This is a genomic window from Streptosporangium sp. NPDC002524, from assembly GCF_040295985.1.
Classification (GTDB): Bacteria; Actinomycetota; Actinomycetes; order Streptosporangiales; family Streptosporangiaceae; genus Streptosporangium.
Map to the genome: position 1 here is coordinate 104424 of NZ_JBEOWK010000030.1, position 15129 is coordinate 119552.

Sequence of the window (15129 nt, forward strand, 5' to 3'; positions counted from 1 at the left end):
TATAACCCATGCCTACCCCCATTGGGGTTATGTATTGGATCGGCCGGGGGTGCCGGCGCTTTTCACAGCCTGAATCCAGGATTCGGGTTCGGGTTCGGGTTCGGGGGGGCAGAGCTCTTCGGCAAGGCCGGCTTCGGGGTCGGCGAGTCCCTCGCTCCGGAACAGCGCGTGGGCCGCCTCCCGCGTCCCGTCGTCCTGTCGCGCCCTGGTCACGAACTCCTCGGGTGTCCGCCCGAACAGGCGCCGCAGGTTCGCGGAGCGCGCCAGCAGGTGCCCGATCAGCTCCGGCTGGGGAGCGAGCCGCAGCGGCTCGCCCTCCTCGTCCACCAGGCACCCATGCCTGCCCGCGTAGACGTGGCACGACGGGAGAGTCTCCCCCGAGGCGAGGGTCACCGGGAAGGAGCCCGGGGGCAGCGGAAGCCGGAGGTAGTTCGGCTCGGTCGCGTCCAGCGCGGCGAGCTGGGCGTCGTCCACCCACACGACGAACAGGAGCGACGCCCCCGCCACCCTGATGGGCGCGGCGGGCAGGTAGGCGTTCCTGCTGACGTGCGCCGACACTCCCGGGGCGACGCCGTGCACGGTGGCCGGGGTGAGCGGTACGACGGGCCGGATCCCGGCGGCGGTGAACTTGCGGTGCAGCTGGCCCGGCGCGGCGTTGGACCCCACCGCGACCACCGGGTGACGGGCCTCCATCGGCCCCGCGCCGAGGCTCCCGAGGTGGTCGGCGAGCCGCACGAGCCGGTTCCCCGACCGGACCCGCCCGCCGCCGAGGGCACCGGCCTCCTCGGACATCGGCAGGAACCGGCCGTCGGCCAGCAGCCCGGCTCCCGAGGGGAGACGGCCCGGGTAGGTCAGGGGCTCGGACATCGGGTCGTCGGCGAGAAGCCGGGCGGGATCAGCACCGGGAAGACCGGGGAGCACGGGATGGCCAGGAAACGCGGGAAGGGCGTGAGATACAGGGAGGCCAAGGGACCCAGGGCGACCGGGAGGAGCGGGATAACCGGGAAGGGCGGCAGGGCCAGGGGAACCGAAGGAATCGGGAGGGCCGAAGGAACCGGAGGAACCGGAGGAACCGGAGGAACCGGAGGAACCGGAGGAACCGGAGGAACCGGAGGAACCGGAAGGGCCGGGGGAACCGGAGGGACCGGGAGGAGCGGCCCGGCCGGGAGGCGGCCGGTCCGGGGCCCGTTCCGCGCCATGCCGGTCGACATGCTCGCGGGGGCCCATTTCTCAAGGGTAGGTGAAGCCGACAAATACCCCCTTTACCCCAGGACGTAGACGAGACGCGCGACCACGGAGGCGGCGGGACCCCGAGCCCGGGTCCGAGGGTGGGGTTTGCCCTACCTTTTTCCGGGATACCTCGCCCCTGTGTCCCGGCCGCCACGGTCCCTACGGTGGTCGTATGACCGGCATCGAGATGACCACCCCCTGGGAAAGGATCAGCGCCCACTGGTCCACACGGGCCTGGCTCCGCACCGCGCACCTGGTGACGGGCGTGCCGATCGCCCTGCTGGGCACGACGGTGATCGGGGCGCTGGTGGCCGCGTCGGTGGCGCTGGTGTGGACCGTGGTGGTCCCCGTGGCGGCGCTGCTGCTGTTCTTCTGGGTCGTCCGGCTGCTCACCCTGGTGCAGCGGTCGCGGTTCGCCGCCTTCCTCGACGTGGACATCCTCCCGGTCCCGCGCCGCTCCCTGAGCATGAACCCGTTCAAGAGGCTGCTCCAGGAGGCCAGGACGCGGAGCACCTGGCGCCGGCTCGGCTACCACCTGCTGACCCCGCTGATCAGCGGCATCGGCGCCGCCTCGGTCGTCGGGGCGTGGGCGGGCGGCCTGGTCACCGCCGCGCTCGCCGTCCGGCACTGGGCGATGGACGAGACCTGGCCGAGCCTGGTGTTCGTACTCGTCTCGGGGACCCTGCTCGTCGCGGGGCCGTGGGTGGCGCGCGGGTTCGCGACCCTGGACATGATCGCCGCCGAGGCCCTGCTCGGCCCCAGCCTGAGCGACCAGCTGGCCCAGCGGGTGGAGACGCTGCGGGAGAGCCGCACGGGGGTGGTCGACGCCGCCGACGCCGAGCGCCGCCGCATCGAGCGGGATCTGCACGACGGCACCCAGCAGCGGCTGGTGTCGCTGGCGATGAACCTGGGCATGGCCCGCGCCACCCTCACCGACCTGCCGGAACCCGCCCGCGAGGTGATCGTCCAGGCGCACGAGGAGGCCAAGCAGGCCCTGAAGGAGCTGCGCGACCTCGTGCGCGGGCTGCATCCGGCCGTACTCAATGACCAGGGCCTGGACGCGGCGCTGTCCGGCCTGGCCGCGCGGGCCCCCTTCCCCGTACGGCTGAGCGTCGACATCTCCGAACGGGTCTCCCCCACGGTCGAGGCGGTGGCGTTCTTCGTCGTGTCCGAGGCGCTGACCAACATCACCAAGCACGCGGGGGCGTCCGGCGCCGAGGTCGTCGTCGACCGGCTCGGCGACCGCCTCCACGTGGCCGTCAGCGACGACGGCCGGGGCGGCGCGGACCCGGACCGGGGGACCGGCCTGCGCGGCCTGTCCCGCCGCGTCGGCTCCGTGGACGGCATCCTGTACGTCGACAGCCCGCTCGGCGGGCCGACGACGATCAGAGTGGAGCTACCGTGCGCGTAGTGCTCGCCGAGGACTCCGTACTGCTGAGAGAGGGGCTCGTCCGCCTGCTCGGCTCGGCGGGCATCGAGGTCGTGGCCGCCGTGTCCGACGCGGAGGGGCTGCTGCGCGCCGTGGACGAGCACGTCCCCGACCTCGTCGTCACCGACGTGCGCATGCCCCCCTCGCACACCGACGAGGGCCTGCGCGCGGCACTCGTCCTGCGCCGCCAGCGGCCGACGCTCGCGATCCTCGTGCTCTCCCAGTACGTCGAGGAGCGCTACGCCACCCAGCTGCTGTCCACCGCGACCAGCGGGATCGGCTACCTGCTCAAGGACCGGGTGGCCGACGTCGAGGAGTTCCTCGACGCGCTGCGCCGGATCGCCGCCGGAGGCACCGCCCTGGACCCCGAGGTGGTCGCCCAGCTGCTGCTGCGCAGGCACAGCGACCCGCTGGACCGGCTGACCCGCAGGGAGCACGAGGTGCTCGCGCTGATCGCGGAGGGCCGCTCCAACACCGGGATCGCCGAGGCCCTGGTGGTGTCCGAGAGCGCGGTCGGCAAGCACATCAACAACATCTTCACCAAGCTCGACCTCCCCGGCGCCGACAAGGATCACCGCCGGGTACTCGCCGTCCTGCGATTCCTGAAGGTTTGAGGGCATGCCGACACGAAACAACGTCCGAACCGCCTGGCTGGTCATCGGCGGGACGCTCACCGCGCTCACCGTGGCCTTCACCGCCCTGGCCTCGTGGGCCGAGATCATGACGGTCCCCCGGAGCTTCGAGACCACGCTGCAGTCCCGGGAGCTCACCTCGCCGCAGATCGTCGTGGAGACCACGGGCCACGTCAACATCTCGATCGTGCCGGGCGCGGCGAAGCGGCTGGGCATGGAGCGGACGCTCTTCTGGACCCGGGCCCGGCCCAAGGTCACCGAGGAATGGGACGGGCGGACGCTCACGCTCGACGCCCAGTGTCCCGGCGGCGACCGTCCCGGCGGCCCCGTCTGCCAGGCCGACTACATCCTGAGCGTGCCCGCGGCCACCGACGTCGAGGCCGCGTCCCACCGCGTCGGAATCGTCTCGGTGAACGGGATCCAGGGCGACCTGCGCCTCTCCACCGTCATGGGCGACGTGATCGTGGACGGCACGGGGGGCGCGCTGCGGGCGCGGGCACAGAACGGGAACGTGATCGGCACCGGCCTCAGGTCCGCCAGGACCGACGTCGAGACCGGCAGGGGGGACGTCGACCTGAGGTTCGCGGTCCCGCCGGGCGACGTCGGCGCCGTGGTGAAGACGGCCGGGAACGTGGAGGTCAGGGTGCCGGACGGGGAGGCGTACGAGGAGGGCTACAACGTGCGGACCAACACCGGGAACGCGATCGTCGAGGTGCGGCGCGACCCGGCCGCCCCACGGCGGATCACCGCCCTGACCGGAGCGGGCCAGCTGAGCGTCCTCCCCTTCTGACCCGTGCCCTCCCGCCTCCGGGCCCGTGCTCTTCCCCGCCTTCGGGCCCGTGCCCTCCCGCCTTCGAGCCTGTGCTCTTCCTCGCCTCCGGGCCCGTGCCTCCCGCCTTCGAGCCTGTGCCTGCCCGTCCTCAGTCCCGCGCTTTCCCCGTCTTCGGGCCTGTGCCTCGTCCCCGTCCTCGGGCCCGCGCCTTCCCCGCCTCCGGGCCCTGCCCTCCCGTCTCCGAGACCGCGCTCTCCCGTCCCGTGAGCCCCACGGACACGCCTCCGCCCGCCGGGCGGGCGGGGCGGGGCATCGCGCACACAGGTTTGACCAGGTCAAAACCAACACCAGGGCGTCTCCACCCGTGCGGGGGACTTGAATCGAGTCATGATTCCCGCCGACGACCCGCAGAGCCGAGCGGTCATCGACATCGCGGCGCGGCTCTTCGCGGCGTTCGGTCATGACGGCACGTCACTGCAGGGGATAGCGGAGGCGGCCGGGCAGGACCTGGCGTGGGTGCAACAACGGTTCGGCGACAAGCACGATCTCTACCTCGCCGTCATCGACCACGCCGGCCGGGCGGAACGGGCCGTCGTGGAGGAGGCGCTCAACGCCCTCCCCGCCGCCGATCCCGAGTCGTTCGCCGCCGTCATGTACGACCTCTCCGAGCGCTACCTGGATTTCTGCCTCGACAACCCGCAGATCCCCGCGCTCTGGATGCACCGCTGGCTCGGCGACGCCGCCGACCTCCCCGACCTGGAGCAGGCCTACTCGGTCTCCCTCATCAACGACACCCGCGACGCGATGCGCTCCGCCGCCAGGGCCGGGCTGATCGACGACCAGGTGGACCTGGGCCTGATGCTGCGTACGCTGATCTGGAGCGTGTACGGGTTCCTGCACGGCCAGACGATCGCCGAGGCGCACTCCATCTCCACCGACCCGCGTGCGCGGCAACGCCTGCTGGCCCATCACCGCCAGCTGCTCGACCGCATGCTGAAACTGCCCGGAGCCTGAGCACGGCCTCCGAGAGATCTTCTCCGGCCCCGGAGACCGGCGTGCCCACCGGGAAGGCCTCGGAGACCGGTGCCCACTGGAATCCGTGCGTCCCGGGAGGGGCCCGTGCCGTCCGGGAGAGGTCCGTACCGTCCCAGGGGAGCCTGCCGTCCCGAAGAGGCTTTTATGTCCTGGGAGGGGGCTGCCGCCCCCGGGAGGCCTTTCCGTCCCGGAGGCTTTCCGCCTCGGGAGGCGGGGCCTGCGGTCACGGGAGGCGGGGCCTGCCGTCCCGGAAGGCTTTCCGTCCCAGGAGGTGGAGCCTGCCGTCATGGGAGGCGGGGCCGCCGGACGGAGTTCAGGCGTCCCCCGGCACCAGGCCCGCCTCGTAGGCGATGATCGCCGCCTGGACGCGGTTGTTCAGGCCGAGCCGGAGCAGGATGGCGCTGACGTGGGATTTGACGGTGCCCTGCGAGAGGGACAGCTCGCGGCCGATGTCGTGGTTGGACATGCCCCGGCCGACGAGGGCCAGCACCTCGCGCTCCCGCGCGGTCAGCGACCTCACCTGCTCGCGTGCCACCCCCGCCCTGGAGAGCCTGCCGCCGCTCAGCCGCTCGATGACCTTCCGCGCGATCCTCGGCGACAGGTACGCGGCGCCGTCGGCGACCGCGCGCACCCCGGTGATCAGCTCGCGGGGGTCCGAGGCTTTCAGCAGGAAGCCGCGCACTCCCTCGTCGAGCGCCCTGGAGACGTACTCGTCCTCGTCGAACGTGGTCAGCATGACGACCGCGACCTCCGGCATGACGGCACGCAGCTCGGCCGCGGCGGACAGGCCGTCGAGGCGGGGCATCCGGATGTCCAACAGCGCGATGTCCGGCCGGTGCGCGCGTACCAGCTCGACCGCCTCGCGCCCGTCGGCGGCTTCGGCGACCACCTCGACGCCCTCGTCGGTGGCGAGGATCGCCTTCACCCCCGCTCGGATCATGGCCTCGTCGTCGGCCAGCACTATCCGGATCATCGGCTTCCCTCGTCTCCTCTCCCGTCGGGCGGGTCCCCTTCCCCGAAGGCCCGGTCGGGCAGGACCCCCTCCCGGCCGGACGGGAACCGCGCCGTCACGGTGAACCCGCCGTCCCGGGGACCGGCCCGCAGGGTGCCCCCGAGCAGCCGCACCCGCTCGCGCAGACCCGCGATCCCGCTCCCCGCGCCCGCCGGGACCAGGGTCGAAGCCGGGCCCCGAGCCGGACCCGGAGCCAAAACCGGAGCGGAAGCCGGAACCCGAGCCGGACCCAGGACCGGAGCGGGAGCCGGGACCGGAGCGGGAGCCGTAGTCGTGGCCGGCCCCGGACCCGGCCCCGGATCTGGAGCCAGGACTGGAGCCGGACCCGGGAACGGAGCGGGAGCCGGAGCCGGGACCGGCGTGGCGCGGGCGGCGGAGTTGGACACGGTGACGGTGACCGTGTCGCGGGCCCGTTCGACGCGGACGAGCACGTCCGCGCCCGGGGCGTGGCGGGCGGCGTTGGTCAGCGACTCGCGCACCACCCGGTGCGCGGCCCTGTCCGCCAGCGGCGGCAGGGGCGCCCGCTCGCCGGTACGGTCGAGGGTGACGGTCATCCCGGCGCCACGCGCGCGGTCCACCAGCGCCTCGATGGACTCGTCCGGCGGCTCGGTGGAAACGGCGCCGGTCTCGCGCAGCACCCCGAGGGTGTGGCGGAGCCGGTCGGTCGCGGTGACCGCGGAGGCCCGCAGCTGAGCCGCCGCCTCCCGGTTCCGCGGGGTCATGTCGGCGGCCAGCTCCAGGGCTCCGGCGCGCAGCGCGATCAGTGCCAGTTCGTGGCCGAGCGAGTCGTGCATGTCCTCGGCGATGCGGGCGCGCTCGCGAAGGGTGACGCGCTCGGCGACGAACTCCCGCTCCCGCCCGAGCCGGGCGACCCGTTCCCGGCCCGCCTCCAGCAGGTCGGCCTGCTGCCGCTGGAAACAACCCGCCAGCCACGGCAGCACCACGAAGAGGCCGAAGACCATCAGCGCGCCGGTGATGATCGCGACGTCCGGCACGGCGTAGGCGGCCCCGGACGTCGCGAGAACGGCCAGGAGCAGCCGGCCTCGCCGTACGGGCAGGTGGCGGCCGTGCAGGTAGGCGGCCACGGCCAGTATCACGAAGAGAAGCTGCCGCCACAGCGGAACGAAGTCGAGGTACAACCCGCTGACCAGGGCGGATCCCGCGATCACCGCCAGTATCACGCCGTTTCTCACCGGGTCGACACTACCGACCGCAGCCTCGCCAGTCGCGTCGCGGCGGTGACGGTCCCCGCCACGGCCGCGACCGCCAGGGTGATCGTCAACGGGGCGGCGAAGTAGGTGAGCTGCTCCCAGGTGACCGTCCGGCCGTTCGAGATGAAGGAGATCGACCACGGGTACACGGCGAACAGCGCGACCGGCAGCAGCGACGGTGCCAGCCGCAGCCCGACGCGCCAGGCGGGGTTCCCCGCCCTCCGGGCCGCCCAGCGGCGGGACCGCAGCGCGCCGAGCACGCCCAGGCCCGCCGCCGCCAGCGCGACCAGTCCCAGGACCAGCTCGAACATCTGCCGGTCGCCGCCCGGCGCGTCCGGCGTACCGCCCCGGCTCATCGCGACGAGGCCGGTGAGCACGTCGTAGGTGTCGTCGTGGAGGGCGGCGCTGTTGGTCATGACCGCGAAGCCGTACCCCGTGTCCGGGACGATCGCCTCCACGGCGGTGTAGGTGAACAGGTTGCCCGAGTGCACGAGCAGCCTGGTGCCGTCCACGTTCTCCTCGACCCAGCCCATGCCATAGTCGCCCACCGCGGACGGCGTGTGCATGGTCCTCAGGCTCTCCGGCGTCACCAGCCGCCTTCCGTCGCCGGTCTGGCTGATCAGCCATCTGCCCATGTCGGCCGCGTTGGTGACCACCCCGCCACCGCCGCCGTCGCGGAAGCCGGGCATTTCTCGACGCGCCACCCAGGCGCCGTACATCGAGTTGAATCCCTCGGACGGCCTGACGACGCGGTCCCCGACGGCGCTGCCCGTCATGCCGAGCGGGCCGAAGACACGCCGCTCCATGTAGTCGCCGAAGCTCTGTCCGCTGACGACCTCGACCAGCCTGGCGGCCACGTCGTAGTTGACGTTGCAGTACTCCCCGCGCGTACCGGGGTCGGCGGCCAGCGTGCCGGTGCCCAGCGCGGACACGTAGCCGGCGAGCGACGGGGCCTCCTGCGTCGCGCCGATGTCGACGGTGGTGTCGGACAGGCCCGAGGTCTGGTTGAGCAGGTGCCGCACGGTGATCCCGGCGGCTCGCCGATCGGCCATGCGGAACTCCGGCAGCCGCCCGGCGACCGGCTCGTCCAGCGAGATCCTGCCGTCGTCGACCAGCGTCATGACGGCCATGGCGGTGAACGACTTGCTGACCGAGGCGACGCGCATCGGGGTTCTCTCGGTGACCGGTTCGCCGTCCGGCTCTCGCCCGTATCCACCGGCGTGCACGATCTCGCCCCTGTGGGTGACGACGACGGACATCCCCGGCAGCCCGGTGGACTCCATGGTCCTGTCGAGGTACGCCTCGACGGCCGCCGGGGTCAGCCCGGGGGCGGGTGACGCGGCCCGCGCGGCGGGAGCCGTGACAAGGGGCACGACGAGGGCCGTGACCAGGGCCGTGACCAGGCCGGCCGCCGCCGGGCGGATGAGCTCGTGTTTCATGGGAAGAACCTAGAAACCCCAGGTCCCGGAAAGATCCGACGATCGGCCACTGTCACCCCCGACCAAAGTCTGATCCCCGGCCGGAGACAGGGCGCGGCCGGACACCCCGCCGGAAACCCGGGTCCGGCGGGCTTCCAGCGGCGCACCCGCGTCCGGCGCCGCCCGTCCCTCACGTCACCCGCCCACCGGCGTGGCGAAGAACGGCCGGCTCGTCCCTCTTCCTGTCGGTGGCATCCGTTACTGTGTCGTCGATCATCGACGCGAGCAGGAGTGGGAGCGTGCCCACGCGGGTTGGGAAATCCTCTCGACGCAGGGCCGCGACCGTCCCATGATGTCGGTGGGAGACTTCCACCGACAGGGACGACGGCAACCCCGCCACCGCCCCTCGCGTCCCGGCAGTCGCGAGAACCAACGGGGGTTTTCGAAGGATGACCGCAACGACCATCTCGGCCCGGGGCGAGACCCTGGCCTTTCCCGAGGGTTTCGTCTGGGGGGCCGCCACCGCCTCGTACCAGATCGAGGGCGCCGCGCGAGACGGGGGCCGGGGCCCGTCGATCTGGGACACCTTCTCCCACACGCCGGGCAGGACCACCGACGGCCACACCGGCGACGTGGCCTGCGACCACTATCACCGCTACGCCGGAGACGTCCGGATGATGGCGGAGCTGGGACTGGGGGCCTACCGGTTCTCGGTGGCGTGGCCCAGGATCCAGCCGTCGGGCTCGGGGCCCGCCGTCGCCGCCGGGCTCGACTTCTACGACCGGCTGGTGGACGAGCTGCTCGCGGCCGACATCACGCCCTACGTGACGCTCTACCACTGGGACCTCCCCCAGGCGCTGGAGGACCTGGGCGGGTGGACCAACCGCGACACGGCCTACCGCTTCGCCGACTACGCCCGGATCGTGCACGACCGGCTCGGCGACCGCGTCGAGACGTGGATGACCATCAACGAGCCGTGGGTGGCCGCGGTGCTGGGGTACGGCATCGGCATCCACGCGCCGGGCCGCGCCTCGGCGGCGGAGGCCTTCCGCGCCTCCCACCACCTCCTGCTGGCCCACGGCCTGGGCGCCCAGGTGCTGCGCGACGCGGGCGCCCGCGAGATCGCCCTCACGCTGAACCTCACGCCGGTGATGACACCCGGCCAGCTGAGCGACCCCGACCTCGTGCCCTCCGCCGAGGACGCCGAGGCGGTGGACCGGATCGACTGCCTCATCAACCGGCAGTTCCTCGACCCCGCCCTGCGCGGGAAGCATGCCGACCCGGTGCTCGCCATCATGGAGCGCACGGGCGGCGTCGACCACATCCGCGACGGCGACCTCGAAACGATCAACCAGCCCGTCGACCTGCTCGGGATCAACTACTACACCCCCTGCGTCGTACGGTCCGAGCCCGGCGAGCCCGCCAACGCCGCCTACCCCGGCAGCGAGGACATCCAGTTCAGCGGCACCCACGCCCCGACGACGGCGATGGGCTGGGCGATCGTGCCGACCGGGCTCTCCCAGCTGCTCACGCGGCTCTCGCGCGACTACCCCGAGGTCGGCCTGCTCGTCACCGAGAACGGCGCCGCGTTCGACGACGTGGTGGCGGGCGACCGCGTGCACGACGCCGACAGGACCGCCTTCTTCGAGGGCCACCTCAGGGCCGCGCACGCCGCGATCGAGGCCGGTGCCGACCTGCGCGGCTTCCTGGTCTGGTCGCTGCTGGACAACTTCGAGTGGGCCGAGGGGTACAACAAGCGCTTCGGGATCGTGCACGTCGACTTCGAGACGCAGCGGCGGCTGCCCAAGGACAGCGCGCTGTGGTACCGCGAGGTGATCCGGCACAACGGGCTGCACCGCGAGCGCGCCAGGCGCCCCACCCTGGAGGCGGTCGCCGCCCGCGCGGGCGTGTCGAGGTCGACCGTCTCCCGGGTGATCAACGGTGAGGGCACGGTCAGCGACGCGTTCCGCGCGATCGTCATGCACGCCGTCAACGAGCTGGGCTACGTCCCCAACTCGGCGGCCCGCAGCCTGGTGACCCGGCGCACCGACTCGATCGCGCTGGTCGTCTCCGGCTCTCCCGCCGGGGCCCGCTCCGACGACCCGCTGTTCTCGGCGACCGTCCGCTCGGCCACCCGGGAGCTGGAGGAGGCGGGCAAGCGCGTCACCCTCATGCTCGCCGACTCGGCGGCCGGCCGGCTCCGGGTGGAGCAGTACGCCGCCTCGGGGCACGTCGACGGGGTGGTGCTCGTGTCGTCGCAGGGCACCGACCCGCTGCCCGCCGCGCTGGCCCGTACGGGCATCCCCGTGGTGTCGCTGGGCAGGCCCGCGGTGGCGACGCACGCCGCGTACGCCGACGTCGACAACGTGGGCGGCGCCGCCTCGGCGGTCCGGCATCTGCTCGCCGGGGGACGGCGGCGGATCGCCGCGATCGCCGGGCCCCCGGACGCGGTCGCCGCGCAGGACCGGCTCAGGGGATACCGCGAGGCCCTGCGCGACACCGGGCACCGTTCGATCATCGCCGTCGGCGATCTCACCCTCGCCTCGGGCGCCGACGCGATGCGCCAGCTCCTGCGCGACGACCCGGCGCTCGACGCGGTCTTCGTGGCCGGAGACCTGATGGCGATCGGCGCCCTGCGGGTGCTGAGCGAGTCGGGGCGGCGGGTGCCGGACGACGTCGCGATCGCGGGATTCGACGACATCGAAGCCGCCTCCTACGCCGTGCCCGCGCTCACCACGGTCCGCACGCCCCGGGAGGACCAGGCGCGGGCGGCGGTACGCCTGCTGCTCCGCCAGATCGACGGCGGCCCCGTGTCGTCGACGATCCTGCCCACGGAGCTGGTCGTCCGGGAGTCCACCTGACGGGTCCACCTGACGGGATGACCGCGAGCCTCGCGCGGCGGAGCGCGGGCGAAGAAGGCGGAGCGCGGGCGAGGAAGAACGTGAAGGGCCCGCCGGGGCGACGGCGGGCCCTTTCCCTCTTCCCTTTCGAGCTCTTCCCTTCCGAGCTCTTTCCTCTCGCGCTCTTCCCTTTCGGGTCGGCTCAGTCGCGCGCCCTCTTCCCGTTCGCGCCGACCGCGTACCACTCGTCGCCGAAGCCCTCGACGTCATGCCCCTTGATGTCGCCGGCCTCGGTGTCCTTGGCGAAGTAGTAGAGGGGATGACGGTTGTAGGTCACCTGTGTCGTGCCGTCGTCTCGTTCGGTGGTGCCGAGCAGGCTCTCCTCGACCCCCTCGCCCGCTTCGGGCGCCCCGTCCGTGACGTACGGCGGCCACGCCCGCGCGCACTCGTCGGAACACGACGACTTCCCGTCCTTGTCCTTCGCGAAGAGGTAGAGCGTGCGCTCTCCCTCTCCGACCAGAACCTTTCCGATCTTCGTCTCACCCAGCTCGACCTTGGCCCTGGTCGCCGGTGAGGCCGAGTCGGTGACATCCGGCGAGGTGGGCGACGCCTTGACCTGGTCCGCGACCATCGGCTCGGTCGTGCTCCCGTCGTCGGCGCCGCCGCATCCGGCCACGAGCACGCCGAGCGCGAGCACGCCGGCATGAAGCAACTTCCTCATCTCCGACCCTCCAGGTAAGCAGTGCCATTACTGCTGGACAGCAGACACGCTGCGGCACCGGTTGGGGGGCACGACACGGATCGCTTGGACATGCCTTTGCCCGCCCTTGCGAGACCCGTCTCGCCCGGAGCGCCGGGACCACCGGAGCCACCCGGGCCCCCGGCCCCTGTTCGCCTGACCCAGCTCGCGACCGTCCACGTACGGGAAGCCGGGAGCGAGGGCGTCGGGTCGCGTCGGGACAGGGACAAGGGTGAGGGTGAGGCCGGGGAGGGGCGAGGCGGTCAGCCGGAGGTGGGGAGGGCGGCGCGGGAGCGGCGGCGGTGGGCCTTCTGGCGGCACGCCGTGCCGCAGAACCGGGCCGGGCGGCCGGTACGCGCGGCGCGGATCGGGTCGCCGCACACCTCGCACCGCGAGAGGCCCGCGCCGGGACGGCTCTCCTCGCGCGCCGACGCCACACCCCGGGTTTCGTCACGCGGCGGCACCGGAGACCGGGTTCCGTTACGTGACGATCTCGCGGCCGGGGTTTCGTTACGCAGGGGTGTCGCGACCGGCACGGCGTCCGCCCGGGCGTCGTAGCCGGCGCGGGCGGCGGCGATCTCGTTCTGGTGCCGCTCCGTCCAGGTGACGAGCGACTGGATGGTGTCGTGCAGGGTCACGCCGAGGGGCGTGAGCTCGTAGTCGACCCTGGGCGGCACGACGGGGTGCACGGTACGGCGCACCAGGCCGTCCCGCTCCAGGTGGCGCAGGGTGACGGTCAGCATGCGCTGGCTGACGCCGTCGATCTCGCGGCTCAGCTCGGTGAAACGGAGGGTGCGGCTGTCGAGGAGCGCGATGACGAGCAGGGACCACTTGTCCGCGACCCGGTCGAGGATCTGGCGGACCTCGCAGTCCTCCCGGGTGTCCCACTGGCGCGCGTCGTAGGCGTCGTCGGTATCCGGGCAGCGACTCGGTGACTTCGAAGTGCCTTCTTCCATGGTCATTGATGGTGTCCCATGATGCGACTACTTACAAGAGGGAACCGTCAACGGCCCTCTCCTCCCCTCAAGGACTCAAGGAGTCGTCTCGTGTCCACACCACTGTCCCCGTCCCCGGATCGTCTGGACGGGCGCGCCTGGGGCATGCTGCTCGTGCTGTGCGGCGCGATCTTCCTGGAGGGGATCGACGTGGCGATGCTGAACGTGGCCCTGCCGTCGATCCGCTCCGACCTGGACCTGACCACCGGTTCGCTGAGCTGGGTGATGAGCTCGTACGTGCTCGGCTACGGCGGTTTCATGCTGCTGGGCGGGCGGGCCGCCGACCTGCTGGGCCGGCGGCGGATGTTCCTGGTGTGGCTCGCCGTGTTCATCGTCTTCTCGGGCCTGGGCGGGTTCGCGACCGAGGGGTGGATCCTCATCGTCGCCCGTTTCGTGACAGGGGTGGCCGCCGCGTTCATGGCGCCCGCCGGGCTGTCCATCATCACGACGAACTTCGCCGAGGGCCCGCGGCGCAACCGGGCGCTCCTGGTCTACGCGGGCACGGCCGCGGCCGGTTTCTCCCTCGGCCTCGTCGTCGGCGGCCTGCTGGCCGAGATCAGCTGGCGGTGGGTGTTCTTCGCCCCGGTGATCATGGCCTCGGTGATCCTCGTCGCCGCGCTCCTCCTCATCCCGGACGCCGACCGTCCGCACCGGCACGCGCGGGGCTTCGACCTGGCCGGGGCGGTCACCGTGACCGGGGCGATGATGGTGCTGGTGTTCGCGGTCGTCAGCCTGGAGGATCCCGCCGCGGGATGGGGCTGGACGGCCGGGGCCCTCGCCGCCGGGGTCGCGCTGCTCACCGCCTTCGTGGCGATCGAGCGACGGTCGGCGTCGCCGCTGGTACGCCTGGGCATCCTCCGTTCGGGCCCCCTGCTGCGGGCCAACCTCGGCGCGCTGCTGTTCGGGGGCTCATTCTTCGGGTTCCAGTTCCTCGTCGTGCTCTACCTGCAGGAACTGCGCGGCTGGTCGTCGCTGCAGGCCGCCCTGGCGCTGCTGGCGGTCAGCGTCGACGCCATCCTGGCGCCGACCCTCACCCCGCGCCTGGTGAACCGCTTCGGCAACGTCCGGGTGATCTTCGGCGGGCTCTGCCTCGCCGCCGTGGCCTACGCGCTGTTCCTGCCGGTCGGCCTCGACTGGACGTACGCGGCGATGTTCCCGACCATGATCATTCTTGGTCTCGGCTTCGCCCTGGCGTACGGGCCTCTCACCATCGCCGCGACCGACGGCGTGGCCGAGGAGGAGCAGGGGCTCGCCGGCGGCCTGCTGTACACCTCCTTCCAGTTCGGCTCGGCGCTCGGCCTGTCGGCGGTGACCGCCGTGAACGTCGCCGCCACCGGATCCGGCGGATCCCTCCTCACCGAACTCGACGGCTTCCGCGCGGCCCTGGTCATCCCGCTCGCGATGGCCGTCGTCGCGGCGGCCGTCATCGCGTCCGGCCTGCGCCGGCGCGGCGGAGCCGGCACGGAACTCCCCCACGGGACGCCGGTCGCGGCCGAGGCCCGGTAGACCCGAGGCTCCCGGGACGCTCCCGGGAGCGGCCCGGTTCCGCGAGGTCGCGTCGCGTCGCGGTCCGTCTCCCGCTCGCCGGGAAGCGCGGCACGGAGCCCGTACGGCACGAAGCCGGCCCCCTGGGGAGCCGGCCGGGTTCGAGCGTGGGCGACCGATCGGGTCGGTGTGTCGGTGTGTCGATGTGTCGATGTGTCGGTGAAGAGGTGGGGGTGTTGTGTGTGGGGGTGGGGAGGGTTAGAAGGCGTCGCCCCAGCGGCCGCAGTCGTCGAACTTGTCGGTGCCCTCGCAGACGCGGATCTTGAAGTCG

At 72.5% G+C, this 15129-nt stretch carries 12 protein-coding genes; 6 read left to right on the forward strand and 6 right to left on the reverse strand.

Features of this window, described 5'->3' with window-relative positions; genetic code table 11:
- Nucleotides 1–27 precede the first annotated feature (27 nt).
- Entirely contained in the window at nt 28–867 is an 840-nt protein-coding gene (locus ABT053_RS36865) for a hypothetical protein (protein ID WP_350975648.1), read from the reverse strand.
- 535 nt (nt 868–1402) lie between these two features.
- Here ABT053_RS36865 and ABT053_RS36870 point away from each other — a divergent pair.
- The 4 genes from ABT053_RS36870 to ABT053_RS36885 all read left to right on the forward strand — a co-directional run bounded on the left by ABT053_RS36870 (nt 1403) and on the right by ABT053_RS36885 (nt 5077).
- Nucleotides 1403–2641 carry a sensor histidine kinase gene (locus ABT053_RS36870; RefSeq protein ID WP_350975649.1) on the forward strand — a complete coding sequence of 413 codons (1239 nt, stop codon included), beginning with the start codon at nt 1403–1405 and terminating at the stop codon, nt 2639–2641.
- A complete protein-coding gene (locus ABT053_RS36875; RefSeq protein WP_350975651.1) occupies nt 2632–3273 on the forward strand; it encodes a response regulator transcription factor in 642 nt (213 codons plus the stop codon). The genes ABT053_RS36870 and ABT053_RS36875 overlap by 10 nt, the downstream gene beginning before the upstream one ends.
- Nucleotides 3274–3277: 4 nt before the next feature.
- Nucleotides 3278–4081, forward strand: coding sequence for a DUF4097 family beta strand repeat-containing protein (locus tag ABT053_RS36880; RefSeq protein ID WP_350975653.1), 804 nt, complete (start codon nt 3278–3280; stop codon nt 4079–4081).
- A gap of 369 nt (nt 4082–4450) precedes the next feature.
- Nucleotides 4451–5077, forward strand: a complete 627-nt coding sequence (locus tag ABT053_RS36885) for a TetR/AcrR family transcriptional regulator (protein ID WP_350975655.1) — start codon at nt 4451–4453, stop codon at nt 5075–5077.
- 334 nt (nt 5078–5411) lie between these two features.
- Here the strand turns inward: ABT053_RS36885 and ABT053_RS36890 are convergent, their stop codons facing one another.
- The 3 genes from ABT053_RS36890 to ABT053_RS36900 are packed head-to-tail and all read right to left on the reverse strand — an operon-like array spanning nt 5412 to nt 8760.
- The gene (locus ABT053_RS36890; protein ID WP_350975657.1) at nt 5412–6071 is read right to left on the reverse strand and encodes a response regulator; all 660 of its coding nucleotides are present in this window, start codon (nt 6069–6071) and stop codon (nt 5412–5414) included.
- Nucleotides 6068–7303: a sensor histidine kinase gene (locus ABT053_RS36895; RefSeq protein WP_350975658.1), complete on the reverse strand. Its 1236-nt coding sequence runs from the start codon at nt 7301–7303 to the stop codon at nt 6068–6070. The genes ABT053_RS36890 and ABT053_RS36895 overlap by 4 nt, the downstream gene beginning before the upstream one ends.
- Nucleotides 7300–8760, reverse strand: a complete 1461-nt coding sequence (locus tag ABT053_RS36900) for a serine hydrolase domain-containing protein (protein ID WP_350975660.1) — start codon at nt 8758–8760, stop codon at nt 7300–7302. The genes ABT053_RS36895 and ABT053_RS36900 overlap by 4 nt, the downstream gene beginning before the upstream one ends.
- Nucleotides 8761–9188: 428 nt before the next feature.
- On the opposite strand from ABT053_RS36900, the gene ABT053_RS36905 reads away from it, so the two are divergent.
- The gene (locus tag ABT053_RS36905; protein ID WP_350975662.1) at nt 9189–11600 is read left to right on the forward strand and encodes a GH1 family beta-glucosidase; all 2412 of its coding nucleotides are present in this window, start codon (nt 9189–9191) and stop codon (nt 11598–11600) included.
- 181 nt (nt 11601–11781) lie between these two features.
- On the opposite strand, the gene ABT053_RS36910 is transcribed toward ABT053_RS36905, so the two are convergent.
- Complete coding sequence (locus ABT053_RS36910) at nt 11782–12300, reverse strand: COG4315 family predicted lipoprotein (RefSeq protein ID WP_350975663.1); 519 nt, start codon at nt 12298–12300, stop codon at nt 11782–11784.
- Between the two features lie 281 nt (nt 12301–12581).
- On the reverse strand, nt 12582–13274 hold the full coding sequence (locus ABT053_RS36915; RefSeq protein WP_350975664.1) for a winged helix-turn-helix transcriptional regulator: 693 nt from the start codon (nt 13272–13274) through the stop codon (nt 12582–12584).
- A gap of 90 nt (nt 13275–13364) precedes the next feature.
- On the opposite strand from ABT053_RS36915, the gene ABT053_RS36920 reads away from it, so the two are divergent.
- Nucleotides 13365–14819: an MFS transporter gene (locus ABT053_RS36920; protein ID WP_350975665.1), complete on the forward strand. Its 1455-nt coding sequence runs from the start codon at nt 13365–13367 to the stop codon at nt 14817–14819.
- Nucleotides 14820–15129 lie beyond the last annotated feature (310 nt).